This is a genomic window from Vibrio sp. HS-50-1 (genome assembly GCF_024747315.1).
GTDB classification, from domain to species: Bacteria; Pseudomonadota; Gammaproteobacteria; order Enterobacterales; family Vibrionaceae; genus Vibrio; species Vibrio diabolicus.
Window position 1 is genome coordinate 1,100,913 of sequence record NZ_JAMPZF010000048.1, and the last position, 25,026, is coordinate 1,125,938.

Sequence of the window (25,026 nt, forward strand, 5' to 3'; positions counted from 1 at the left end):
AAGACTATTGCGCTATTTATCAATGACATACCGCCACTTTAGGTGGGTTATTTACGACGATTTCGGTTCTTATACACCACGCAAAAGTTACCACGTTTGGTTCGGCATTTTGAGCAGCGCTCGCAATCCACTGGCGCTCGATTACCCTCTTTCCAGCGCTTTATTAACTGAGGCTCAGCCAATAAAGGACGTGACACAGCGAAAAATTGGATATCTGTGTTTTCTACAATTTTCTCAATCGCATCAATGTCACTCAATCCGCCGACAGTAATCACCGGGACGCTCACATCTTGACTGATCACATGTCCATATTCGTGAAAATAGCCTTCTTCTTGTAGTGTGTAACCATCGAACGTTTCACCAACAAGCTCGTTTGCTTTGCCGTGAATATTGCCAGACACGATGATCGCATCAACGCCCACTTCTTCGAGTTTCTTACAAACGACGCGAGTTTCATCGAACGTTAAACCGCCGTCAAAGAATTCTGTCGCGGTAAGCTTCACAAGGATTGGGAAAGTATTCCCAACCAGCTTTCTGCTTTCAGAAAAAATTTCTAAAAGGAAACGCATGCGATTTTCTAAGCTACCACCGTATTCGTCTTCGCGACGATTATAGTACGGGCTTAAAAACTGGTTAATTAAGTAAGTGTGTGCCGCATGTATCTCTACGCCGTCAAAACCAGCGTCTTGAGCACGTTTACTCGCCAATGCGAATGCCTTTACGATGTAGTCAATTTCGTCTTTTGTCATCGCTTTGCCTTGCGTATTCGTGCCACGCTCAGGCACGTCACTCGGAGCGAAGATGACACGCTCACCGACGTTGTAGGTGGTTTTGGTGCCACCGTAAGCAATTTGCATTACGATTTTAGAATCGTGTTGATGTACTAGCTCTGTTAGCTTTTTGTATTCTTCAATAAAAGAGTCGTTGTAGATCCCCATCATCCCAGCGTTGGGTTTCTCTTCTTCCACGATATTGGCATAACCAGTAACAATTAGACCCACTTCACCTTTCGCCAACTCTTCGTAAATATCGTAAAGCTTATCCGTCATGTGGCCATCTTCGGTCGCCATGTTCTCCCACGTTGCGCTGCGCACAAAACGGTTCTTTAGGGTCATGTTGCCAATGCGGGCTTCGGAAAACAAAATGCTCAAAACCAGTCCTCTTAATGTTGTCTTTATGGTTCTATCTTTTCCCAAGTAACCAAGAACAAAAAAGGAACAGCGATACCCAACGTATGGCTGTTCCTTCTCTGAATCCGTGAGACCTGCAAACTACAGGCGCACCTTAATGCCTCGGAGACGACAAAACTTTAATCTGGGTTAAGGTTTAGTGAGTTTTTAGATTATGTAAAAGGATGATTCTTAATCGTGTTCATTTCACTGGAGTTAAGATGCTTCCTCACCCACTTTCAGTCGTAAAACTTTTGTATTTCGCTAGCTGGTGATTCAACTCAAAAATTCACATTGTTAGTTTGTATGCTGCCATGGGAACTAGCACTCCCCCCCCAAAATGTTTACATTACAAACTATCGATATTGAATTTTCATATGGCAAATAGAGTTATTGCGCTGTTTATACTTTTTAGCTCAATAGTCGCTATCTCTTGGCATTATTACGCGTCAGCGGAAACGCGCGATCCACTATGTTACACACTGGTTGTTTTTGCTTTTAGATATGAATACGTGATAGTGAAGCTAGAGGAGAAACAGGGAAAATAAAGGACAATAGAAAGTTAAATGACCTTACTTCTAGGTAAGGTCATTCATGCATTCAGCAGCAAAAGATATTAGCGCGTAGCAAACGCTTAGGTCTGGTTGTTACAGAGCTAGAGGAATCAACTCGACACCAAGCACACCACTAATCCCCATCACCACTAGCAGTGAGACTTTAAACACCGACTTTGACCAAGCGATGTAGTTGCTGTCGTCAATACTGCGAAAGGTCACTTTCGTCCACATAAAGCAAACAACCGCTGCAACCGCTAAGTATTCATACCCGGCTTCACCAAGTAAAAATAACCCCAACGATACGGCCCCAAACGCCACGACATACGCTTTCATGTGTCGATGCGCTTTATGAATGCCCTCTTTAACTGGTAATACGGGAATCCCGGCTTCTCGGTAGTCTTGCATCCGGAACATGGCAATCGCGTACGAGTGCGGCATTTGCCAGAGACAGAACATGGTAAAGAGTAAAATCGCTTCCAAGCTAATAAAGTTTGTTACCGCCAAGTAACCCACCAATGGCGGAACTGCGCCTGAAATACTTCCCACTAAAGTTCCATACACCGAGTTACGTTTGTACCACATCGTGTAAAAGAACACGTAATACACGTAGCCAAGCAACACGACGACAGCGGATAGTGGGTTCACTCGGATAAATAACAGTGCGGTTCCTACCAGCAATAAAGCAAGTGCATAAACAAACGCAATATCGATATTGATGTTGCCTTTCACTGTTTCACGATTTTGTGTACGTGCCATCTTTTGGTCGATATCACGATCAAAAATATTATTCACCACACAACCTGAAGCGATGACTAACCCCACACCAACTAACGTTGTAACGAACAACATTAGACTGGCTGGTTCTGTTTTTGCGGCGAGGAAGAACCCCGCCGCAACAGAAATCAGGTTGCCGAAAATAATGCCCGGTTTGGTGATAGACAAATAACTTTTCAGCATACCTTGGCCTACAACTTCATGTTGACGTTCATGTTGTAGATGATCCATACCGAGCCAGCGATAAGGATAAGTACAACAATGGCGGTAAACATCAGTGATACAAGGTTCCAACGTCCGTCGGATGTTTTTGTTTCCATGTGCAAGAAGTATTTGAAGTGAACAAATATCTGCACTAATGCACATCCAAATAGAATCGCATAGGTTGTTGTATCTGGTAATGATTTCGTCCAAACAAAGTAGAACGGAATTACCGTCAGAATCAGTGAGGCAATGAAGCCTTTCACGTAATCTGACGCACTGGTTTCTACATGTTGATCCATTACATTACCCCCAGTAAGTAAACGATGGTAAAGACACAAATCCAGACGATATCTAGAAAGTGCCAGAATAGGCTTAAGCAGTTAAAGCGCATTGCCATATTGTCGTTCAGACCTTTCGTCGACAGTTGGTGATACGCTACCGCTAACCAAATCAGACCAAAGGTTACGTGCAGGCCGTGCGTACCAACCAACGTAAAGAATGCCGATAGGAATGCACTTGTTTGTGGACCATAGCCTTCTTCAATCAGGTGATGGAACTCATAGACCTCCATACAGATAAAACCAAGACCAAGTGCGAACGTTATTAGCATCCAACGTTTGAGACCAGCAACGTTGTTGCGCTTCATCGCGATAATGCCAAAACCAAATGTGATACTGCTAAACAGCAGCAGCATGGTTTCGACAAACACGAATGGGAGTTCGAAAATGTCTTTACCTGTTGGGCCCGCAATTGAATTGCTCGACAACACAGCGTATGTCGCGAACAAGGTCGCAAACAGTACGCAGTCACTCATCAGGTAAACCCAAAAGCCAAATAGCTTGTTGCCATTCGTGTCATGGTGGTGATCATGGTCGTGATGTGCTGCGATATTAGTTTGCATACGTCACCTCCAGATCATCTTTACTTTCGCTGTCTTTCACTGAGTTTTTCTTCGCTTCTTCAAGCTGAGCTCGACGCTCGGCCTCAATTGCTTTGATCTCTTCAACTTCCACGTAGTAATCCACATCATCGTTGTAGCTGTGCTGAATACACGTCACGATAATACCGACCAAACTTGCTGCCGCTAGCCACCAGATGTACCAAATCATGCCGAAGCCAAATAGGAGCGACCAAGCCGACACGTAGATGCCTGTTGCCGTGTTTTTTGGCATATGAATACGTTCGTATTCCACTTCTTTAGTTGGATCGAACTCGCCACTTTGTTTCTGGTACCAGAAGGCATCCAGCACATCACCTTTTGGCAGGTGCGCAAAGTTGTAGAACGGCGGTGGAGACGATGTTGCCCACTCAAGAGTACGACCACCCCACGGATCACCAGTTAGGTCACGGTTTTGCTCGCGGTCACGGATACTCACGTAAATTTGGATGAACTGAGACAATACGCCCAGTGCAATCACAACCGTACCTGCTGCGGCAATCGACAACAGTGGGAAGTATTCAGGGTTGATGTCTTGGCTTAAACGACGAGTCATCCCCATAAAGCCCAGCGCGTAAAGCGGTAGGAACGCCATTAAGAAACCAATAATCCAAAGATAGAACGCACGTTTGCCCCAAGTTTCATTCATGGTGAAACCTGTCGCTTTCGGGAACCAGTAAGTGATCGCAGCGAAACATCCAAACACCACACCACCGATGATAACGTTGTGGAAGTGAGCAATCAGGAATACTGAGTTATGCAGAACGAAATCTGCACCCGGAACAGCCATGAGTACGCCTGTCATACCACCAACAGTAAAGGTGATCAGGAAGCCCACCGTCCACATCATTGGCGTCGTAAAGCGGATGCGGCCTTTGTACATGGTGAATAGCCAGTTGAAGATCTTCACCCCTGTTGGGATAGAAATAATCATCGTGGCAATACCGAAGAAGGCATTTACGTTCGCGCCAGATCCCATCGTAAAGAAGTGGTGTAGCCAAACGACAAACGCAAGAATCGTGATAACTACGGTAGCCCAAACTAGCGATGTGTAACCGAACAACTTTTTACGTGAGAAGGTTGCGGTGACCTCTGAGAACACACCAAAAATTGGCAAGATCAAAATGTACACTTCTGGGTGGCCCCAAGCCCAAATCAGGTTGACGTACATCATTACGTTGCCGCCAAGATCATTGGTAAAGAAGTGCATGCCGAGGTATCTATCCAGCGTTAGCAGAGCGATAGTCACCGTTAGGATTGGGAATGAAATGATGATCAAAATGTTTGCACACAGAGACGCCCAAGTGAAAACTGGCATCTTCATCATTGGCATAGACGGTGTACGCATACGCAAAATGGTCGCGAAGAAGTTCACGCCTGTTAACGTCGTACCGACACCTGATATCTGCAGCGCCCAAATCCAATAATCGACCCCAACTCCTGGGCTAGCCTCAATACCTGAAAGCGGCGGATACGCCAACCAGCCGGTACGACCAAATTCACCTAAGCCGAGAGACATGTTTGTTAGGATGACACCTACAACAAACAGCCAGAAGCTCAAGTTATTCAGATAAGGGAAAGCTACGTCACGCGCACCAATCTGCAATGGCACGATGATGTTCATCAGACCAATGACCAATGGCATCGCTACGAAGAAGATCATGATCACGCCATGGGCAGTAAAAATTTGATCGTAGTGATGCGGTGGCAAGTAACCTGCTTCACCCGCAGAAGAAAGGAGTTGCTGACTACGCATCATGACTGCGTCAGCAAAACCACGAACAAGCATCACCATCGCTACTGCGATGTACATGAAGCCAAGTTTTTTATGGTCTACTGAAGTAAACCATTCATTCCACAAATATTGCCACTTTCCGGCTTTGGTTACCGCGTAAACTACGGCTAAACCAACCAGCGCCACAACCGCTAAGGTGATGACGATAATAGGTTCGTGGAATGGAACTGAATCAAGAGTTAATCTTCCAAACATTACGATTATCCTTGGTTTTCAGGCAAACAGTTCATTGAACCAGGATGCTGAGTCACAACGTCGGTGAACAAGAACGGAGGAACGCTAGAGAACAAAGTGACTGGCTCTGCGATACTTGGCGCTGCCAGTGAGCTGTATTGCTCCCAATCTTCAATACGATCAGGGCTCGCCTTCACTTTCTGCACCCAATTTAGGAACGCAGCACGATCAGACATTGCTGAAGCTGTGAACTTCATTTGCGAAAAGCCTTCGCCGCTGTAGTTCGATGCAAACCCCTTGTAGTCACCTTCGTGGTTCGCTATCAGGTTGAGCTTGGTAACCATGCCTGGCATCGCGTAGATCTGTGTACCCAAGCGAGGGATGAAAAACGCGTTCATGATGTTGTCCGAAGTCAGTTTGAACTGCACTGGCACATCTTTCGGGAACGCCACATAGTTCACCGTCGCAATGTTTTCTTCTGGATAGATGAACAACCATTTCCAATCGAGTGACACCACTTCGATGGTCATTGGTTTAACATCACTTTCCAATGGTTTGGAGGGCTCTAGTTCATGAGTCGAACGCCATGTGATCGTCGCAAGAATAGCAATGATGATGATTGGAATTGTCCATACCACCACTTCGATTTTGGTCGAGTGTGACCACTCGGGAGCGTACTCTTCTTCAGTGTTAGAGGCGCGGTATCGGTAAGCGAAGTAAATCGTCATTAGAATCACAGGGATTACAACGATCAACATCAGCAAAAGAGCAGTAATAATTAGCTCTTTTTCCTGCACACCAATGGCACCTTTTGGGTCAAGTAAAGCTGAATTACATCCTGAGAGCATAAGTATGACGGACGCCAAACTTCCCCTCGACAAGATGCGTTTATATCTTGAGGCTTCCATTAACTTTCTCGATGGTTGTCTGATTTCAAAACAAATGCCAATCACAGTAAATAAGAGCTCAGAAACAGCGCAGGGGAATGTTTGATAAAAAGGCAAAAATTTTGATAAGTAGTTATTCTACTTACAAATTTTTCAGCGCCGTTATCAAGCATCTTAACCAGCTAAAATGAACAATTACTTGCTACGATTGGTATCAAGCTAAGAACCAGTTGTTATAGTCATTAGAATGTTTATGTGTTGAGCATGAGTAACGTCGGGATCAGAGCGAAACAAAACGGAATTGAGTGGAGATCAAAACCACACTATTAGTGTGAGTTTATTGTTACACTTTGAAACACAATGTTACATTTGGCGCATTATGAGGAGTAAAAAGTTAAAGCTCATTAGCCACAACTGGAAACTAACCTTCCATTAATGAAACCCACACACTTAAAATGGGAGATTAACCTCAACACGAATTTCACGTGCTTCACAGTTAATGTCTTTTGAAACAGACAGTTGCAAATTCATTTTGATGAGACTGACTATCAACTGCATTTACATAGATAGCTTGATTACGAAGGGGAAATTAAAAGTGGCAAATTGTGATCAATGTCAAATTAATGATTTCACTTAGTATTTGAGTGGTATTTACTTCTCATTATTTACTTTTGGCAAAGCATTCACAGGGCGAATCCAAACATGAGTAATAAACACACTTACGTTGCCCAGAACTGGCTCTCGGAAAAATAGGAAATGTTGAAAGGGAAAGAAGCTTGTCATTCCGGTCTGTGGGGCCTAACCCTAGGGCTTTACATACGAATGCCTCCATCCACTTCTAAAACTCTGCCAGTAAAGTAATCACTCTCAAAAATGTATTTTACTGCATGTGCGATTTCACTTGTTTCACCCATCCTTCCAATTGGGATCATCTTTTCTAGCCGTTCTATGGCTTCTGGTTTCATTTGCTCTGCCATCGCGGTATGTACCACACCTGGTGCAATCGCCGCCGCGCGGATACCGTATCTTGCTAACTCACGGGCCCACGTTGTCGCCATGGTTGCGACCGCCGCTTTAGATGCAGAATAATTGGTTTGACCGATATTCCCTGCTCTCGCGACACTAGAAATATTGATGATAACGCCTTGTGAACCGCTCTCAATCATCTTGACGGCAGCTTCACGCCCACACAAAAATGTCCCCGTAACGTTGACGTTCATGACCAAATTGAATTGATCCAAAGACATCTTACTGATCACGCCGTCTTTTGATTTTACAAGTAACCCATCTCTTAGCACGCCAGCGTTATTGACTAGCCCATTGAGTTGGCCAAAATCTTGGATAACCGCTTCAAACGTGTTTTCAACATCGATTTCGCTCGTTACATCCACTTGATAAGTCAACGCTTTTGCGCTCAGCATTCGGCACTGCTCTTGTGTTTCCATTAAGCCGCTAGCGTTTACATCTAATAACGCTAAATCTGCACCGGCTTGAGCAAGCGTAATTGCCATCATTTGCCCAAGTCCCTGCCCTGCACCTGTAATGACAATGACACTATTTTTAATATCCATAGTTACTGCACTCCGTCGCTAATAATGTTCCCTATTTCAAGCCTGTTTCGGTGGTCCGAAATGATGAGTTTTACTTCACCATTTCAGACGGCTTTGTAGCAAAACTCAGTCTAGCCTTTCTTACTCTTGTAAAACTCAAACAAGCTTGAGAAGTCGAGCTCGCCGTGGCCGCTCGCGTTGTGGAAAGAATATAAATTACGCGCCAGTGAGCCCATCGGAACCGAAGAGTGTGTTTGTAACGCCGCATCTAACCCCAAACCGAGATCTTTCAACATGAGTTTGCTCATAAAGCCCGGTTGGTAATCGTTGCTGGCAGGTGCACTGTCCATCACGCCTGGGCAAGGATTGTAAAGCTCCAATGCCCAATTTCGGCCAGAGCTTTGCAGCATGATGTTTGATAACACTTTGGGATCGAGCCCATGATCGATACCTAGATTTAGCGCCTCGCACGTACCAGACATTAAAATGCCGAGCATCAGGTTATTACAGATTTTCGCCATTTGACCATCGCCCGCTTTACCGGCATGGAAAACATTTTTGCCCATGTACTGCAAAATGGCATTGGCTTTAGAAAACGCTTCATCCGAGCCACCAACAATAAAGGTTAATGTCGCCGCTTTAGCGCTGGCAACGCCACCCGAAACGGGCGCGTCGACAAATAGCACGCGTTTATTTGCCGCTTCATTGGCGACTAATCGCGCAGAGTCCGGATCAATGGTTGAACAATCAATCATCAAGGTACTTGGCGAGACAAGATTGAGGACACCTACGCCACCGTGTAAGTCGCCAAGATACACGGAACGAACGTGAGATCCTGCTGGTAGCATCGTGATGACTGTGCTTGCACCATCCACGACTTCCTCAATAGAGCTCGCCACCACCGCACCAAAAGGTGCAAGTTGCTTTGCCGCTTCGCTATCGACATCGAATACTTGCACGTTAAATCCAGACGCTAATAAGTTTTGCGCCATCGGATGCCCCATTCTTCCTAAACCGATAAATGCGATGGTACTCATGATCATTCTCCTTATTGACCTAGTGTTTGTTCACCCAAATCAGCAAGCGGATGTTCGTCATCCGGCCAAAGTGAGGTAAACAAGGTATCGATGACATCTTCATCGACTTCACTGACACTGTTAAACATCCAGTTAGGTTCGCCATCCCGGTCAATAAGCCGAGAACGGACGCCCTCTTTAAACTCACCTAATAAGGCGCTGCGAACCGATAAACTCAGCTCCAAGCGGAAGCAATCTGCAAGTGGTAAGCTGTGGCATTCTTTCACTTGTCTGAAGCAAATATGCGCGGTGATCGGACTGCCCGCGGCGAACGTTTGTTTCGCGTTTTCTATCCACTGACTGTTCCCTTCGATAGCCATGATTCGCTGTGCTATTGCATTAAGATCAAAGCCTTTGCACGCTTCCTCTATCTGATCTAAGTATGGACAAATTTGCGTGGTTGGTTTGCTATCAATAACCTGTTCTTCCATTAATTGTAGTAGCGCAGTTACCAACTCTTTCGCATCTTCTTTGCCCCACTGGAGCCGCTTTAGCTCATCCAGTAAGGTGGGATACTGCTCTTCCAACAGTAACCAATCGGCCAAACCAATAGTGACAGCGTCACTTGAATTCACCATTGAACCTGTCAATCCGAGGAATAAACCCACTTGCGGATCTATCTGGCTTAAAAACCACGTACCTCCCACATCAGGATACAGTCCGATATTGACTTCTGGCATAGCAAGGCGTGATGTTGTTGTCACAACTTTATGGCTGGTTCCCATAAAAAGTCCCATTCCACCGCCCATGACAATACCTTCTCCCCAGCCGATAATAGGTTTGTTGTAAGTGTGAATGAGATAGTCACACTCATACTCCAACGAGAAATAGTCCGTACAGAACTCTACGATTTTTTCTTTACTCTCGTTATGCATGACGTGATACATAGCTCGAACATCGCCACCAGCGCAGAATGCTTTTTCTCCAGCGCCGGTTAGTACCACACAAGTCACATGCGGATCGTCTTGCCACTTGATAAGCTGATCGTTAAGTTGGACTAACATGTCATACGTCAATGCATTCAATGAAGCGGTGTTGTCTAACGTTGCGATACCAATGCGGTGCACGCCATCTAAGCACTCTATTTCACTAATGGTTACCATCCCTGCCATGTGGCCTCCTATCGGTTTTTCCATTGCGGAGGGCGTTTTTCTAAAAAGGCACGAACACCCTCAACTTGATCTTCCGTATCAAAAAGATTCAGAAACAACTCTCGCTCTTTCATTAAGCCGTGCTTAAGTGGCGCAGAGCGCATATTTTGAATGAGCGCCTTACATGCGGCGACAGAAGATGGTGACTGGTTCGCAACAGATTCAGCAAGCTCCAACGCTTTACTTAACGCTTCGCCTTTGGGAACCAACTCCTCAGCCAAGCCTAGTTCTTTTGCTTTGTCAGCGCTGACTTGTTCTCCACATAAAACGATGCGCTTTGCCCAGCCTTCCCCTACTAACGCTGTGAGATTTTGGGTACCGCCAGCGCAGGGCAAAAGTCCGACTTTGGCTTCAGGTAAAGCAAGTACCGCTTGCTCTTCAACTACTCGAATATCACAAGCTAATGCCACTTCTAAACCTCCGCCCATGGCGTAACCATTAATGGCGGCAATGGAAACACCACGGAATTCCGAGAGCGTTTCAAACGCTTCACCAAAGCATCGCGCCATGTCTAACGCAACCGCTTTGTCACCATCAGAAAATAGCTTGAGATCCGCACCTGCAGAGAAAAACTTTTCTCCACTGCCGGTTAAAACCAGTGCGTAGACCTGCTTATCATTGTTAAGTGTGAGTATCAGCGACTTCAGTACCTTGAGGCTCTCTGCTGTCCACGTATTGGCTGGCGGGTTGTTCATTGTCACCACCGCAACGTGATTAGTGATCGTATGTTGAATGGCTTCTTGGGTTAATGGCATATCTGAATCCTTTCTCAATGAGCAAATCCAATACTTCGCTACAGCAAGGCCGATTCCTCAGAGAGCAAACGGCGCGCGATGATCAAGCGCATAATTTCGTTCGTTCCCTCCAGAATTTGATGCACACGCACATCTCTGAAATGACGCTCCATTGGATACTCTTTGATGTAACCATAGCCGCCATAAAGCTGCAGCGCTTGGTCGCAAACCTGAAAGCCTACATCGGTTGCGAACCGTTTTGCCATCGCGCAATAAGCCGTGGCATCCGGGTCATTTCGGTCGAGTTTACTGGCGGCATAGCGCACCAACTGCCGCGCAGCCACTAGCTCTGTCGCCATGTCTGCCAATTTGAATTGTAAGGCTTGAAACTGCGCAAGCGGCTTGCCGAACTGCTTACGTTCTTGAATATACCGTGCCGCCTGATTAATGGCCTGTTGAGCCGTACCGACGGAACAGGTCGCAATATTTATACGCCCTCCATCAAGCCCTTTCATCGCAAAGACAAAACCTTGCCCTTCTTCGCCCAGTAAATGGCTAGCTGGAATAACGACATTTTCAAAAGTAACCGCTCGTGTTGGTTGGCTGTTCCAACCCATTTTGGGTTCTTTGCGCCCATAGCTGATACCATCTGTTTGAGCAGGAACAACAAATGCAGACACGCCTTTGGCCCCCGCTTCTCCGGTTCTCGCCATCACGACCAAAACATCTGTCTCTCCTGCGCCAGAGATAAAGGTTTTGCCACCGTTGAGCACATACTTATTCCCCTTTTTTGTGGCGGAAGTGGTCAGTGCAGCGGCGTCTGAGCCTGCGTTGGGCTCGGTTAAGCAATAGGAGCCTAACCATTCCCCCGTAACTAACTTCGGGCAGAACTGCGTTTTGGCTTCATCGGTAGCAAAACTGGCTATCATCCAACTGACCATGTTGTGAATCGTCATAAACGCCGTAGTGGACGTACATCCCATGGCCAGTTGTTCAAAGATAATTGAAGCATCTAAGCGACTCAGCCCTAGGCCACCTTGCGCTTCTGGAGTGTAGAGGCTTAGGAAGCCTAACTCTCCAGCCTCTCTCAATACGTCTTTGGGGAAGATCTGTTTTTCATCCCACTCCGCCGCCATCGGTGCTAAACACTCATCGGCAAATTGCTGAGCGGTATCGGCAAATGCACGTTGATCTTCATTAAGTTCAAAGTCCATAAAAGCTCCTTCTATTCACTCAGCGCAGTTGGATGGTCAAATTAGGCCCCGTTGGAATATCGTCATCAAACCAACGTGCCGTCACCGTTTTAGTCTCGGTATAAAAACGTACCGCTTGTTTACCATACGCATGTAAATCACCATAGAAACTGCCTCTCCAACCAGTAAAGGAGAAAAATGGTAAAGGGACTGGAATTGGCACATTAATCCCCACTTGACCGACTTGAATGTCATGCTGATATTTTCTCGCAGCAGCACCATTAGCGGTAAATATGGAAGTTCCGTTGCCGTAAGGGTTGCGATTCACCAACTCAATGGCATCTTGCAACGTTTCGACTTCCAAACAAACTAAAACAGGGCCAAATATCTCTTGCGTGTAAATCGACATATTCGCTGTTACACCGCTAAACAAGGTTGGGCCAATCCAGTTTCCATCGGGAAAGCCTTCCACTTCACACTGACTGCCATCCAGTTCACACACTGCGCCTTGTTGTTTGCCATCTTCAATTAGGTCCAATACGCGTTGTTTAGCTTGCTCACTGATCAGTGGGCCATAAGCAGCCTGCTCATCGTCCCAAGGCCCTGGGTGGACTTTCGCCATCGCCTGTTTGAGGTCTGTAATCCATTGTTTTGAATCGCCGACAAATACCGCAACAGAAATTGCCATACAACGCTGCCCCGCCGCCCCAACGGAGGACCCCACTAGGTTATTCACCACTTGTTCTTTGTTCGCATCAGGCATGATCACCATGTGATTTTTAGCACCAGCAAAAGCTTGAACGCGTTTAAAGTGTTTCGTACCCGTGGTGTAGATATAACGGGCAACAGGAACCGAGCCAACAAATGACACCGCTCGAATGTCAGGATGAGCCAGCAGAAAATCGACTTGGTCTTTGCAACCGTGAACGATTTGCAACACTCCTTTCGGCGCGCCAGCTTGCTCAAATAGTTCGGCTAAACGAATAGAAGTCAACGGCACTTGTTCGGAAGGTTTGAGCACAAACGTATTGCCCGCCGCGATAGCGATTGGGAACATCCACAACGGAATCATGGCAGGAAAGTTAAACGGCGTAATGCCGCAACACACACCTAGGGGCTGAATCATTGAGTAACTATCAATATCCGTGGCAACGTTTTCGACGGTTTCGCCCATCATATTGCTGGCAATGTTTGCAGCCTGCTCAACAACCTCTATGCCTCGCCACACATCGCCTTTAGCATCCGCTAAAATCTTACCCGTTTCATGAGAAAGCAGTGTGGCAAGCTCATCATGATGTTCTTTGAGAAGGTGCTGATAACGAAGCATGACTCTAGCACGCTCGGATACTGCCACTTTCTTCCAGGATTGGAATGTCTCTTTCGCATTATCAATGGCGGCTTCCATCTCGTGATCCGTTGAGCAGGGAACGTACGCAATGACATCATTAGTGGCGGGATTGGTCACCTCAACCCAATCCGAAGTTTGAGATTCACGAAACTCTCCACCAATAAACAAGGGAACCAAACGAGTCATCATTTACTCCTTTCTGATTTCAATTAAAGCGGTATTTCAATGCCTATCGCCGTTGCCTCTCCACCACCGATACAAAGTGACGCAACGCCTCGCATCACTTTTTTGGCGTCTAGATCACCGTCGGTACCTAAAGCTTGTAGCTGACGCAAACTATGAATCAATGTCACCAGAATTCGTGCGCCACTTGCGCCTATCGGATGCCCGAGTGCACACGCTCCGCCTTTAATATTGACTTTGCTTATATCAAGCCCAAGTTCTGCTACCGCGATTTGTGTCACGACAGCAAAGGCTTCATTTATCTCCCACAGATCCACTTCGTCAATTGACCAATCCAACTGGGACAACAACTGTTCAATCGCATAAACGGGAGCCAAAGTATATTCAGCAGGTTTTCTGGCGTGTGTGGCGTGAGACTTGATAACGGCGAGTGGCTCAAGACCTTGGTGGAGCGCAGTCTCTTCATCCATTAGAACAAGCGCTGCAGCGCCATCGGAAATCGCACTCGAATTCGCAGCGGTCACCGTGCCTTTTTTATCAAATGCAGGTTTGAGTTGAGGGATTTTATCCAGATCAATCGAGCGTGGGTGCTCATCGTAATCCAGCGTTCCTTGTTCAGACTTGGTGTTGAGTTCAATCGCTGAGAGCTCGTCTGCAAATAAGCCTCGCTCTTGAGCTTCCAACGCACGTTTTGCCGACATCACTGCCCATTCGTCCATTTGCTCTCTGGTAAACTTAAGCCTGTCTGCGACGTGCTGAGCATAAACACCCATTAAGTGCCCTTCGTACGCATCTTGCAATCCATCGAGAAACATGTGGTCATACGTCGACTGGTGGCCCATGCGCATTCCCTTTCTCGCCTCTTTCAATAAATACGGCGCATTGGTCATACTCTCCATACCACCAGCAATGGCCGTTCGAATCGTTTCAGCTTTGATAAGATCGTGCGCCAACATGACGCTCTTCATGCCGGAACCACACACTTTATTGATAGTCGTGCCCCCTACACTCATGGGTAAATCCGCACCAATTGCCGCTTGTCTCGCCGGGGCTTGCCCACAACCCGCAGGGAGCACACATCCCATGAAGACTTCATCTACAGATGTCACATTCACTTCGTGCATTGCCGCCTTGATCGCCAGTGCGCCTAATTGGGGAGCGGAGTAAGTTTGCAACTTTCCTTGAAAGCGCCCGATCGGCGTTCTCTTCGCGCTGACAATCCAGATGTCTTTTTCCATGATTCGCATTCCCTTGAGGTATATGTGAACACTAGACTGACTGATAACGCCCATGCATGACATTGCTTACCAAGTGCTACGCCAGTCTTTGTCGCCCTTTCTCACTGACAAACTTTCATACTGCGATTTCTTGACGTTTACGTAAGCATAGCACTAGCCTTTACAATGAGATGAAAAAACACACCAAGTAGGCGTTTATCTCTTAAAATTTGCGTTCGGCCTTTCCGTTGAAGGTTCGATTTCCAGAAACTGGATTTTTATTCGAGGTAAGTATGTTATGGAAAAATACAAGATCAGTGACCTCGCCAAGGAGTTTGATATTACCACTCGCAGTATCCGGTTTTATGAGGACGTAGGTCTGATTGAACCAGAGCGAAAAGGCAACATGCGCGTTTATCAACGCAGAGATAAAATTCGTCTCAAACTGATTTTAAGAGGGAAACGGCTCGGTTTTTCACTGGCAGAAATTCGTGAACTTTTCGAGCTCTATGACATGCAACAAACCGAAGGACAGTTATTGAAAATGCTCAATATCATTGAAGAGAAACAAGCCGTCCTACAACAGCAACTCAATGACATCAGCGTCGTAATGGCAGAGTTGAATGCAGCTAAAGAACGCTGTATTCAAACACTCAAAAGCAAAGAGACATAACCGCTATACTCAAATAGCGACACTGCAATCGGCTTTTCCACCTTACCTCTGATATCGGGAGACGTTATGAAAAGCACCTACGCCCCACTCAATTTCGGACTTGGTGATACCATCGATATGCTCCGAGACCACGTTAATGCCTTTGCTACGGAACATATTGCGCCCATCGCCGCAGATATAGACCGCGATAACCAGTTTCCGAACCATTTGTGGCCTTTGTTTGGAGATATGGGGTTGCTCGGTGTCACCGTCGATGAAGAATTTGGTGGAGCAGGCATGGGATACCTCGCTCACGTTGCTGCGATGGAAGAGATCAGCCGAGCCTCTGCCTCCGTCGCTTTAAGCTACGGTGCTCATTCTAATCTGTGCGTCAATCAGATTTTTCGCAATGGCACGCCTTCTCAACGCAAGAAATACCTTCCCAAACTCATTGATGGCACGCACGTTGGCGCCCTAGCGATGAGTGAGCCCAATGCAGGTTCAGACGTGATAAGCATGCAACTGAAAGCGGAGAACAAGGGCGACCATTTTGTACTGAATGGCAACAAAATGTGGATCACCAACGGTCCCGACGCTGACATAGTGGTGCTTTACGCTAAAACGGATGTCAGCGCAGGTTCACGAGGTATTACCGCATTCATTGTTGAACGCAACGTCGAAGGTTTCAGCCATGCTCAAAAGCTGGACAAACTAGGCATGAGAGGCTCGAACACTTGCGAACTTGTGTTTAACAATTGCGTAGTGCCGAAAGAGAATATTCTTGGCGAGCTGAATCAAGGCGTCGAGGTGTTAATGAGTGGGCTGGATTACGAGCGCGTCGTCCTCGCTGCCGGACCACTCGGGATAATGCAAGCTTGCATGGACATTGTGGTCCCGTACGTACATGAACGAGAGCAGTTTGGAAAATCCATTGGCGAGTTTCAGTTAGTTCAGGGCAAGATCGCCGATATGTATTCTCGAATGAGTGCAGCAAAAGCGTATGTATATACCGTCGCAGCGGCTTGTGATCGAGGTAACGCAACACGCAAAGATGCCGCAGGAGCGATTCTGTACAGTGCAGAACTCGCCACACAAATGGCACTTGATGCAATACAGTTGCTCGGTGGGAATGGCTACATCAATGAATACCCTGCTGGTCGTTTGCTACGTGATGCAAAGCTTTATGAAATCGGCGCGGGTACCTCAGAGATTCGCCGCATGTTAATAGGCCGAGAACTGTTCGAAGAATCTCGCTAAAGGAACATACGACAAGGAAGTCATTATGGCCATTATCAAAAGTAAAACTAAGCCAACTGACGAGTTATTTCTTTCCAATAAAGCTGCGATGGAAACGTTGGTCACTCAACTGAATCAACACATCGAGACCATCAAACAGGGAGGCGGTGAAAAAGCCATTCAGCACCAGAGGCAAAAAGGAAAACTCCCCGCCCGAGAACGCATCGCGCGCTTGCTTGATGACAACACTGACTTTCTTGAAATCAGCCAGTTTGCCGCCTGGCAAGTGTATGACGAATCCATCCCCTGCGCTGGCGTTATCGCCGGCATTGGTTTCATAACGGGGATTCAATGCATGGTCATCGCCAACGATGCTTCGGTAAAAGGCGGAACCTACTACCCACTCACGGTAAAAAAACACCTTAGAGCGCAAGAGATAGCCCAACGTTGCCAACTCCCCTGCGTGTACTTGGTGGACTCCGGTGGCGCAAATCTCCCTCATCAGTCCGACGTCTTCCCCGACAAAGAACACTTTGGTCGCATTTTCTTTAACCAAGCGAGGATGTCAGCAAAAGGCATCCCTCAGGTTGCTGTTGTGATGGGGCTTTGCACTGCTGGGGGCGCATATGTTCCTGCCATGGCGGATGTGTCCATTATGGTCAAAGAGCAAGGCACCATATTTTTGGCGGGACCGCCTCTAGTTAAAGCGGCCACTGGCGAAGTCGTGACGGGTGAAGAGCTCGGCGGTGCAGACGTGCATTGTCGTAAATCTGGTGTTGCTGATTATTACGCTGAAAATGATGAGCATGCCCTAATGCTTGCCCGAGAAGCCATTACCAATGCCAATAGAGCAAAACCGATTAAGCCGGAAAACACCGTGCTACCTCCCCGCTACGATGCTGAAGAAATCTACGGAATCGTGAATGCCAACTTACGACTATCATTCGACGTTAGAGAAATTATTGCCCGCATCGTCGATGATTCTGATTTTGACGAATTCAAAGCCTTGTACGGCAGAACGTTAGTCTGTGGCTTTGCTCGCGTTCACGGACACTTGATCGGTATTGTGGCAAACAACGGCATCTTGTTTTCTGAATCGGCACAAAAAGGCGCACACTTTATTGAACTTTGCGCCAAACGGAAAACACCGCTTCTCTTTCTCCAAAACATTACCGGATTTATGGTCGGGAAAAAGGTGGAAGAAGAAGGCATCGCAAAACATGGCGCCAAGCTGGTGATGGCCGTCGCTTGTGCTGATGTACCGAAGTTTACCGTGATCATCGGTGGGTCGTACGGCGCTGGCAATTATGGCATGTGCGGCCGAGCTTATGATCCAACCATGATGTGGATGTGGCCGAACGCGCGTATTTCTGTGATGGGCGGAGAACAAGCGGCAGGCGTCTTAACACAAGTTCGAAAAGACGCGAAGGAACGCCAGGGGGAAGCGTGGTCAGAGCAAGAAGAACATATTTTTAGAGAATCAATCATAGACTTGTATGAAGCACAAGGACATCCCTATTTTGCGAGCGCTCGGCTATGGGATGATGGAATTATTGACCCCAAACAAACGCGTCAGGTGTTGAGTCAGGCGCTAACGGCAGCATTAAATTCTCCTATTCCTGATAGCGAGTTTGGCGTCTTCAGAATGTAAATATCCAAAGATGAATTAAGGAAGTTAGTATGCAGGAAATGCAACCAAGCATTATTCCCAACGCCCAAAGGCAAGATGATGTTCTTTGGCATGTCGATGACAATGGCGTAGCGACCATCACTCTAAACAGAACAGCCAAGCACAATGCTTTTGACGCTTGTACGATCGACTTGCTGATCCACCGCCTAGATTATCTCGCTTTACGAACGGATGTGCGATGCTTGGTATTAAAAAGTAACGGCAAGCACTTTTCATCCGGGGCCGACCTGAATTGGATGCAGTCGATGGCCGACAGCACGAGGCAAGATAATTTCGTTGATGCCCAAAACTTGGCAAGACTCATGGAAACACTAGATTCGTTCCCTCAACCCACCATCGCGGTTGTACAAGGCTCCGCTTACGGCGGCGCGCTGGGATTGATTTGTTGCAGTGATATCGCCATCGCGAGCCAATGTGCTAACTTTTGCTTAAGTGAAGTTAAGCTTGGTTTAGTTCCGGCAACCATTGCGCCTTACGTCATGCGCGCGATGGGGAATCGACAAGCTAGACGCTATATCTTAAGTGGTGAAGTCATTTCAGCCGAGGATGCCGAACGGTTTGGTATTGTGCATGAAGTGAAAGAAGCCAAACAACTTGAAAGTGCGGTCGATAGCGTGATCAAGACGTTACTACTTAATAGCCCAGATGCGATGCGTAAAGCGAAAACGCTCTGTCACCAATGTCATCAAAACCCCATCGATCAACAACTGATTCACTATACCAGCAAGCTCATTGCGGACATTAGGGTATCGCCACAAGGCCAAGATGGCTTGCAAGCGTTTCTTGAAAAACGAAGCCCAAGTTGGGTAACCAAATCACAGGACAAGTAATGCTGCCTTCCAAAGTAAATATTGTCGAAGTAGGTCCACGAGATGGGTTGCAAAATGAATCTCCTGTTGCGACCCAGACTAAAATCCGGTTGATCAACTTACTCTCTGATACTGGGCTAACGCATATTGAGGCGGGCTCTTTTGTTTCGCCCAAATGGGTGCCACAAATGGCGGACTCAACAAAGGTAATGAAAGTAATAACAAGGCGAAATCATGTTACTTATTCTGCCCTGACACCAAACCTAAAAGGCTTCGAACAAGCCTTGGAGGCTGGTGCCAATCAGGTCGCAATTTTCACTTCATCATCAGAAGGATTCTGCCAACACAATATCAATTGCTCGATTGCAGAAAGTTTAACTCGCTTCGAGCCTGTAATGCGATTAGCCACCAAACACGGCATCCCTGTTCGAGGTTATCTATCCTGCGTTGCCGATTGCCCTTACGACGGTCCGACGGCCCCTAAACAGGTGGCGAGCGTGACCAAATCCCTCATCGATTTAGGGTGCTATGAGGTGTCTCTAGGTGACACCATCGGCACAGGCACGCCAAATCGAATTGCAGCCATGCTGGAAGCCGTCATGTTGGTTACACCTCTCCCCCTGCTTGCTGTCCATTTCCACGATACATGGGGACAAGCGCTCGCCAATATTCATCAAGCATTAAGTATGGGCATCAATACCATCGACAGTAGTGTAGCTGGGCTAGGTGGATGCCCATACGCTCATGGGGCCTCGGGGAATGTCGCGACGGAGGATGTACTGTATTTATGCCAAGGATTAGGGATCGAAACGGGGATCGACTTGGAGCTGTTAGCAAAAGCTGGCTGGATGATCAGCGAAGAGCTTAATCGAGAACCCACGTCAAAAGTATCGCTAGCTTTGCGTAACCGTATGACATCTCTAACATAAGACGTTTATTAAACCTCGTAGTTTGCTTTAATACCAATATCAAAATGAAGTGGCATCCGCCACTTTGATATAGACAGGAAACCCATAATTAAGCCAGACAACCCTGTTGCAATATTCGCTACCGTCAGTATTTCGAAACAAAACGCAAAGGTTGCGATGGCAAGTAGCACTGGCACCGCTTTCAAGCCTGGAACTTTAAAACAAAAGGACTCTTTCAGCGCCACACCGGAAAAAGTGACAAAGACAAAACCAAGAGAAAGCCACACGCGGGATAAGTCTGGATCGCTCACCATGAAGAGCAGTCCCACCCAAGTTGACCAGCTGATGACAGTACGCACAGTTTTACTGTAGAGATGGATATTTGCTGCAGTTAATACACCTGCAATGGCGATGAGCAGCAACACATTTCGATCATAAAATGCCGAACCTTCAATAAGGTGCAAACCCGATATCGTCATCGCGATAAGTCCAAAGGCAAATACGCTAATTCCTAAACGGTATAAACAGACACTTAAAATATCTAAAAAGTCTAGTGATTCCTGATGCTCAGTATTGGCCATGCTTCACTCCTAAATTGTTCCCTACCCACATTTCTTGAAGCTACCTAGGGATAGACAAACGAAATCGCCCGCCAGTACGATAAATAATAAGAGAGAATAAGATAAGCACACAGCCTACTAGCTTATTTGCCGTTAGCACTTCGCCATACCACAGCACGCTTAGAATGACGGTCCAAACTGGCTCTAATATCATGATCAAGGCAGCATTACCTGCCTGAACAAATTTTTGCCCCATGGTTTGCATTACGTAACGCAAGCTCGTCGCTAGCAAAGTGCTCAACGCGAACCACCACCAAATGGAGGAGTCAACCTCTGCCGGAAAAGACTCCATAAAGAAAGAAACCAACAAACCTAAACAACCAGCAGAAAAAAGCTGCACGCAAGTAAGCAGCAACACAGGCAATTTTTGAGAATATTTACTGTTCACATTAAAGTGAAGCGCAAGAACCAGTGCCGCTCCAAGAAACCAAAATTGACTGGCCGATTGCTTCCAACCGCCAACTAAAGAGAGACAGGCGAGACCTAATACCGCGATAGGCAAAGAAAGCCAGAAAATTCGTTGTGGTCGTTGACGAAACATAACCCACGCAACAATCGGCACAAATAGCATGGAGAGACTCATGATAAATGCGCCTTCCCCGAGCGTGTCGCTGATGGAGATGGCGTAAATCCATGTCATAACGGCACTACCTAATAGTAGTCCGACACCACCAGCAGATAACACATCTTTTAAGTTCGCTTTCAGCAAAGGTCGGTAACATAGCGGCAGTAAGCAGAGCGAAGCGATAGTAAATCGCGCCCCAATAAAGCCAAAAGGTGGTAACCCCTGTATTGTTTCCTTAGAGAATATCCAGCCAAGTGCCGCGATCATCGTCGTCGCAACCAGAATAACCGTCGCTTTGCGTTCTGAGTTAAACATAAGTACTCACAAAATATGGAACACAGTATCGCAGCAAGGGAAGTTTGCTGCGCTGTTGTATCAATTTGAAAGGAGTTTCTGTCGAGCGGAAGTGAAAGCCCGATTCTCTCCTGTGTTGTTAAGCAGATTGAAGTTCTGCGGTCGGATACATTAAAGGCAGGCAAAGTCTTAAGGCAAGCGTTTTCGTATACTAAATTGCCTAAGCATCTTATGCACTAAACAAACTGGCTAAAACTTGGACCGGATGTCGAACGACCTCTCCTTCAAAACGCTTAACTTGACTGCGGCAGGAGTACCCCGTGGCTAACACACGCTCAGTGGGCAGGTTATTTATATTCGGTTTCCAACTAAGCTGATAAATAGCTTCAGACGTACTTTTCTTATCCACTTCATGGCCGAATGTCCCCGCCATACCGCAACATCCGGTAGGTATCACATGCAGCTTTAAGCCAAAGTAATGAAAAATAGACTGCCAAGATTTCTCAGTCTCCGGGATTTTGGTCTTTTCTGTGCAATGCGCCATCAAATACCAAGGTTCTGCGTCTGATACACTTACTGGCGGCCATTCATTGAGTGTATCCACCAGCCACTCATGAGCCGTATTAACTGTAAACTCGCCCCGCTTTTCTTTTAGAGCCTGACGGTATTCATCGCGATAACAAAGTACTAAGGCTGCATCGATACCGATCATAGGAATTTCAAGCTCAGCAACTTGGTTGAGAAAATCCGAGGTATTTTGTGCATTTCTGGCGAATGCCTTAAGGAAACCTTTTACATGTTGAGCTTTCCCATTGGGTTTGAAAGGTAGAACAACAGGGTGTTTCCCTAACCGCTGCAATAACTGAATAAAGTCCGAAACCAACTCGGCTTCATAAAAGCTGGTAAATGGATCTTGAACAATCAAGACGTAATTTTGCTTCACTTCTGGGGAAAGCGATTCTAGATACGCAAAGTCGAACGGGCTCACGCCAAGTGCCTGACATCGACTTTGCAACGTAGGGATCGATAGCACTGGCGAATCAACAAAACCGATGGATGTCTCTAATACTTGCGTAACAGGCCTACTAGATGCAATTTGATTAACCAGCTTGGGGGCTTTTGCCATAATCGGCAACAGTTGCTCAATATTCGACACCAGATAGTCGCGCAGCGGTCTGCGATAACGAGAGTGATAGAGGTTTAAAAAACGCGCTCTAAAATCAGGTACATCAACTTTAACAGGACACTGACTCGCACATGCTTTGCACGCTAGACAACCGTTCATCACCTCATAAACTTCATGCGATAAATCATCAGATGTGGGGCGAGATATCAACTTACTCAGCTTCTGAGCCAAAAGCTTAACCGATAACGTTTGATTGAGAAGCTGTTGTTCGTTAGCGAGCAAATCGAAGCCACTGTCATTAAGGCGACGCAGCCATTCACGCATTATCCCAGCCCTCCCTTTCGGAGAGTGGCGACGATCGGCTGTTACTTTAAATGATGGACACATTGGGCTATCAGCATCGTAATTAAAACACAGCCCATTGCCATTGCAAGACAGCACGGGCTTAAGCGACTCTCGGACTGCTACGGGGATCTGACGATCATAGTAGCCACGCTTGGTCGCTGTGACTTTTACCATTTCAGCGTCGCTATTCAGTGGTGTGCAAATCTTCCCCGGATTCATTTTATTGTCTGGGTCAAACGCCGCTTTAATGCGCCTTAATTCAGTAAAGAGCTCATCACCAAAGAAGGCAGGTCCATATTCTGAGCGATATCCTTTACCGTGCTCTCCCCACATTAAGCCATTGTATTTTGCCACCAGCGCGACCACATCATCGGACAGTTGATGCATCAACGCTTCCTGCTCAGGGTCACACATATCGAGCGCCGGACGCACGTGAAGGACGCCAGCATCCACATGACCAAACATGCCATAATGCAGGTTATTGCTGTCTAGCAACGTACGAAATTCCGCGATAAAGTCCGCTAAATTTTCAGGCGGCACACAGGTATCTTCCGCGAATGCAATCGGCTTTGCCTGACCTTTAGTCGCGCCAAGCAGCCCAACCGCTTTCTTGCGCATTCCATAAATAGCCTGGATGTCTTGGGGGTCGCGACAGACTTGATAACCGATGATACCACTGCGTCGGTGAGCCATTTCTTTATCGAGAATTGAAAGTAAGCGTTCAACTTTATCCTCAATATCATCGCTGTGACTGCCTGCGAATTCGACAAAGTTAATCCCTTGCATCTCTTTGCCCTGCACATCTGAGATCGCGTGTTTTACCGAGTGCCAGACAATGTCTTCTCTTGCAAGATTAAGCACCTTTGCATCAACCGTCTCTACCGATAGCGCCTCTGCTTCGACCATCAAGGGAGCATTTCGCAATGCAGAATCAAAGCTATCGTATTTAACGTTCACTAACCGTCGCGTGGTAGGTATTCGCGTAAGATTGAGCTTGGCTTCAGTGATAAAAGCTAACGTGCCTTCAGAGCCACATAATATTCTCGTGACGTCAAACTCTTCACTCTTGTCGTTGATGGCATTTTTTAGGTCATAACCAGTAAGAAATCGATTCAGAGGAGGAAACTTATCCAAAATCTGTTGACGCTTGTCTCGACAAACTTTCTCTGTAATTTTTAACGCTCGCGATACTACATCACTGTTTAACCATTTGTTTTGTTGAATAGCTTCGGTATCGAGCACCGAACCATCCGCCAATACCGCTTTGAGCGCCAACACATGATCCGAGGTTTTACCATATTGCAAAGAGCCTTGGCCTGATGCATCGGTATTAATCATCCCACCTAATGTTGCGCGGTTGCTGGTCGACAGATCTGGCGAGAAGAAATAACCATAAGGACGAACGATGTCATTGAGTTGGTCTTTGACTATCCCAGTTTCCACTCTCACCCAGCCTTCCTGCTCGTTAATCTCTAACACTCGATTCATGTAACGAGACAGGTCAACCACAATCCCCGAGTTCAATGATTGTCCGTTGGTGCCCGTTCCGCCTCCTCTGGGCGAAAAGGTCAGGTGCTTAAATTCATCACGTGCACTGACCTTGCCAAGTATTACCACATCATGATGGTTGGCAGGAAAGACGACCGACAAAGGAAGTTGCTGGTAGACGCTGTTGTCAGTCGCCATACTCAATCGAGTGGTATAACGAGCATCAGTATCCCCCTTGAAACCAAGTTGTTTAAGGGTGTTAAAGAACTTGATAACCACAGGATCAGAGGAAACCTGTAGCGGAAGTGCAGGAAGCATAATTTGAATCGGTGCCTTACGGTTGT

21 protein-coding genes are annotated in these 25,026 nt (G+C 46.7%); 5 read left to right on the forward strand and 16 right to left on the reverse strand.

Going from position 1 to position 25,026, the window contains the following annotated elements; genetic code table 11:
• Positions 1 to 47: 47 nt before the first annotated feature.
• From NDJ01_RS24160 to NDJ01_RS24220, 13 genes are all read right to left on the reverse strand, one after another.
• Positions 48 to 1,151, reverse strand: coding sequence for an NADH:flavin oxidoreductase (locus NDJ01_RS24160; RefSeq protein WP_258587521.1), 1,104 nt, complete (start codon positions 1,149 to 1,151; stop codon positions 48 to 50).
• A gap of 665 nt (positions 1,152 to 1,816) precedes the next feature.
• On the reverse strand, positions 1,817 to 2,731 hold the full coding sequence (cyoE, locus tag NDJ01_RS24165; protein ID WP_167394230.1) for a heme o synthase: 915 nt from the start codon (positions 2,729 to 2,731) through the stop codon (positions 1,817 to 1,819).
• Positions 2,692 to 3,003: a cytochrome o ubiquinol oxidase subunit IV gene (cyoD, locus tag NDJ01_RS24170; RefSeq protein WP_012842490.1), complete on the reverse strand. Its 312-nt coding sequence runs from the start codon at positions 3,001 to 3,003 to the stop codon at positions 2,692 to 2,694. Before cyoD ends, cyoE begins: the two co-directional genes overlap by 40 nt.
• Positions 3,003 to 3,605 (reverse strand): cytochrome o ubiquinol oxidase subunit III, encoded by a 603-nt coding sequence (gene cyoC, locus NDJ01_RS24175; RefSeq protein ID WP_258587522.1) that lies wholly within the window; start codon positions 3,603 to 3,605, stop codon positions 3,003 to 3,005. The genes cyoD and cyoC overlap by 1 nt, the downstream gene beginning before the upstream one ends.
• Positions 3,595 to 5,631, reverse strand: a complete 2,037-nt coding sequence (cyoB, locus tag NDJ01_RS24180) for a cytochrome o ubiquinol oxidase subunit I (RefSeq protein ID WP_005375781.1) — start codon at positions 5,629 to 5,631, stop codon at positions 3,595 to 3,597. The genes cyoC and cyoB overlap by 11 nt, the downstream gene beginning before the upstream one ends.
• 5 nt (positions 5,632 to 5,636) lie before the next feature.
• Positions 5,637 to 6,518, reverse strand: coding sequence for a ubiquinol oxidase subunit II (gene cyoA, locus NDJ01_RS24185; protein WP_005388604.1), 882 nt, complete (start codon positions 6,516 to 6,518; stop codon positions 5,637 to 5,639).
• 791 nt (positions 6,519 to 7,309) lie between these two features.
• Entirely contained in the window at positions 7,310 to 8,068 is a 759-nt protein-coding gene (locus tag NDJ01_RS24190; RefSeq protein ID WP_258587523.1) for an SDR family oxidoreductase, read from the reverse strand.
• Positions 8,069 to 8,178: 110 nt separating this feature from the next.
• On the reverse strand, positions 8,179 to 9,084 hold the full coding sequence (gene mmsB, locus NDJ01_RS24195; protein ID WP_258587524.1) for a 3-hydroxyisobutyrate dehydrogenase: 906 nt from the start codon (positions 9,082 to 9,084) through the stop codon (positions 8,179 to 8,181).
• 11 nt (positions 9,085 to 9,095) lie between these two features.
• Positions 9,096 to 10,235, reverse strand: a complete 1,140-nt coding sequence (locus NDJ01_RS24200) for an enoyl-CoA hydratase/isomerase family protein (protein WP_258587525.1) — start codon at positions 10,233 to 10,235, stop codon at positions 9,096 to 9,098.
• Positions 10,236 to 10,243: 8 nt separating this feature from the next.
• Positions 10,244 to 11,029, reverse strand: coding sequence for an enoyl-CoA hydratase (locus NDJ01_RS24205; RefSeq protein WP_258587526.1), 786 nt, complete (start codon positions 11,027 to 11,029; stop codon positions 10,244 to 10,246).
• A 38-nt stretch (positions 11,030 to 11,067) separates the two neighbouring features.
• The gene (locus NDJ01_RS24210) at positions 11,068 to 12,222 is read right to left on the reverse strand and encodes an acyl-CoA dehydrogenase family protein (RefSeq protein WP_258587527.1); all 1,155 of its coding nucleotides are present in this window, start codon (positions 12,220 to 12,222) and stop codon (positions 11,068 to 11,070) included.
• Positions 12,223 to 12,241: 19 nt separating this feature from the next.
• Complete coding sequence (locus tag NDJ01_RS24215; protein WP_258587576.1) at positions 12,242 to 13,735, reverse strand: CoA-acylating methylmalonate-semialdehyde dehydrogenase; 1,494 nt, start codon at positions 13,733 to 13,735, stop codon at positions 12,242 to 12,244.
• Positions 13,736 to 13,758: 23 nt separating this feature from the next.
• The gene (locus NDJ01_RS24220) at positions 13,759 to 14,970 is read right to left on the reverse strand and encodes a thiolase family protein (protein ID WP_258587528.1); all 1,212 of its coding nucleotides are present in this window, start codon (positions 14,968 to 14,970) and stop codon (positions 13,759 to 13,761) included.
• 277 nt (positions 14,971 to 15,247) lie between these two features.
• Between NDJ01_RS24220 and NDJ01_RS24225 the strand changes: the two genes are divergently transcribed.
• The 5 genes from NDJ01_RS24225 to NDJ01_RS24245 all read left to right on the forward strand — a co-directional run bounded on the left by NDJ01_RS24225 (position 15,248) and on the right by NDJ01_RS24245 (position 20,265).
• A complete protein-coding gene (locus tag NDJ01_RS24225; protein WP_012842485.1) occupies positions 15,248 to 15,622 on the forward strand; it encodes a MerR family DNA-binding transcriptional regulator in 375 nt (124 codons plus the stop codon).
• 66 nt (positions 15,623 to 15,688) lie between these two features.
• A complete protein-coding gene (locus NDJ01_RS24230) occupies positions 15,689 to 16,858 on the forward strand; it encodes an isovaleryl-CoA dehydrogenase (RefSeq protein WP_258587529.1) in 1,170 nt (389 codons plus the stop codon).
• A gap of 25 nt (positions 16,859 to 16,883) precedes the next feature.
• Positions 16,884 to 18,488, forward strand: a complete 1,605-nt coding sequence (locus NDJ01_RS24235) for a carboxyl transferase domain-containing protein (protein WP_258587530.1) — start codon at positions 16,884 to 16,886, stop codon at positions 18,486 to 18,488.
• A 29-nt stretch (positions 18,489 to 18,517) separates the two neighbouring features.
• Positions 18,518 to 19,357, forward strand: coding sequence for an enoyl-CoA hydratase-related protein (locus NDJ01_RS24240; protein WP_005390997.1), 840 nt, complete (start codon positions 18,518 to 18,520; stop codon positions 19,355 to 19,357).
• Positions 19,357 to 20,265, forward strand: coding sequence for a hydroxymethylglutaryl-CoA lyase (locus NDJ01_RS24245; protein ID WP_258587577.1), 909 nt, complete (start codon positions 19,357 to 19,359; stop codon positions 20,263 to 20,265). The genes NDJ01_RS24240 and NDJ01_RS24245 overlap by 1 nt, the downstream gene beginning before the upstream one ends.
• A gap of 8 nt (positions 20,266 to 20,273) precedes the next feature.
• Here the strand turns inward: NDJ01_RS24245 and NDJ01_RS24250 are convergent, their stop codons facing one another.
• The 3 genes from NDJ01_RS24250 to NDJ01_RS24260 all read right to left on the reverse strand — a co-directional run bounded on the left by NDJ01_RS24250 (position 20,274) and on the right by NDJ01_RS24260 (position 25,000).
• The gene (locus NDJ01_RS24250; protein WP_256964611.1) at positions 20,274 to 20,825 is read right to left on the reverse strand and encodes a DUF2301 domain-containing membrane protein; all 552 of its coding nucleotides are present in this window, start codon (positions 20,823 to 20,825) and stop codon (positions 20,274 to 20,276) included.
• Between the two features lie 40 nt (positions 20,826 to 20,865).
• Positions 20,866 to 21,744, reverse strand: a complete 879-nt coding sequence (locus NDJ01_RS24255) for a DMT family transporter (RefSeq protein ID WP_046873653.1) — start codon at positions 21,742 to 21,744, stop codon at positions 20,866 to 20,868.
• Positions 21,745 to 21,952: 208 nt separating this feature from the next.
• Positions 21,953 to 25,000, reverse strand: a complete 3,048-nt coding sequence (locus NDJ01_RS24260) for an FAD-binding and (Fe-S)-binding domain-containing protein (RefSeq protein WP_258587531.1) — start codon at positions 24,998 to 25,000, stop codon at positions 21,953 to 21,955.
• Between the last annotated feature and the right edge of the window lie 26 nt (positions 25,001 to 25,026).

Bases quoted from the DNA above. Each gene is read 5' to 3' on its own strand.
- NDJ01_RS24190 (WP_258587523.1), bottom strand. From the start codon at position 8,068: ATGGATATTAAAAATAGTGTCATTGTCATTACAGGTGCAGGGCAGGGA.
- cyoE (WP_167394230.1), bottom strand. From the start codon at position 2,731: ATGGATCATCTACAACATGAACGTCAACATGAAGTTGTAGGCCAAGGT.
- mmsB (WP_258587524.1), bottom strand. From the start codon at position 9,084: ATGAGTACCATCGCATTTATCGGTTTAGGAAGAATGGGGCATCCGATG.
- NDJ01_RS24260 (WP_258587531.1), bottom strand. From the start codon at position 25,000: ATGCTTCCTGCACTTCCGCTACAGGTTTCCTCTGATCCTGTGGTTATC.
- NDJ01_RS24200 (WP_258587525.1), bottom strand. From the start codon at position 10,235: ATGGCAGGGATGGTAACCATTAGTGAAATAGAGTGCTTAGATGGCGTG.
- NDJ01_RS24255 (WP_046873653.1), bottom strand. From the start codon at position 21,744: ATGTTTAACTCAGAACGCAAAGCGACGGTTATTCTGGTTGCGACGACG.
- NDJ01_RS24240 (WP_005390997.1), top strand. From the start codon at position 18,518: ATGCAGGAAATGCAACCAAGCATTATTCCCAACGCCCAAAGGCAAGAT.
- cyoA (WP_005388604.1), bottom strand. From the start codon at position 6,518: ATGGAAGCCTCAAGATATAAACGCATCTTGTCGAGGGGAAGTTTGGCG.
- cyoC (WP_258587522.1), bottom strand. From the start codon at position 3,605: ATGCAAACTAATATCGCAGCACATCACGACCATGATCACCACCATGAC.
- NDJ01_RS24205 (WP_258587526.1), bottom strand. From the start codon at position 11,029: ATGCCATTAACCCAAGAAGCCATTCAACATACGATCACTAATCACGTT.
- cyoB (WP_005375781.1), bottom strand. From the start codon at position 5,631: ATGTTTGGAAGATTAACTCTTGATTCAGTTCCATTCCACGAACCTATT.
- NDJ01_RS24210 (WP_258587527.1), bottom strand. From the start codon at position 12,222: ATGGACTTTGAACTTAATGAAGATCAACGTGCATTTGCCGATACCGCT.
- NDJ01_RS24225 (WP_012842485.1), top strand. From the start codon at position 15,248: ATGGAAAAATACAAGATCAGTGACCTCGCCAAGGAGTTTGATATTACC.
- cyoD (WP_012842490.1), bottom strand. From the start codon at position 3,003: ATGGATCAACATGTAGAAACCAGTGCGTCAGATTACGTGAAAGGCTTC.
- NDJ01_RS24230 (WP_258587529.1), top strand. From the start codon at position 15,689: ATGAAAAGCACCTACGCCCCACTCAATTTCGGACTTGGTGATACCATC.
- NDJ01_RS24235 (WP_258587530.1), top strand. From the start codon at position 16,884: ATGGCCATTATCAAAAGTAAAACTAAGCCAACTGACGAGTTATTTCTT.
- NDJ01_RS24220 (WP_258587528.1), bottom strand. From the start codon at position 14,970: ATGGAAAAAGACATCTGGATTGTCAGCGCGAAGAGAACGCCGATCGGG.
- NDJ01_RS24245 (WP_258587577.1), top strand. From the start codon at position 19,357: ATGCTGCCTTCCAAAGTAAATATTGTCGAAGTAGGTCCACGAGATGGG.
- NDJ01_RS24250 (WP_256964611.1), bottom strand. From the start codon at position 20,825: ATGGCCAATACTGAGCATCAGGAATCACTAGACTTTTTAGATATTTTA.
- NDJ01_RS24215 (WP_258587576.1), bottom strand. From the start codon at position 13,735: ATGACTCGTTTGGTTCCCTTGTTTATTGGTGGAGAGTTTCGTGAATCT.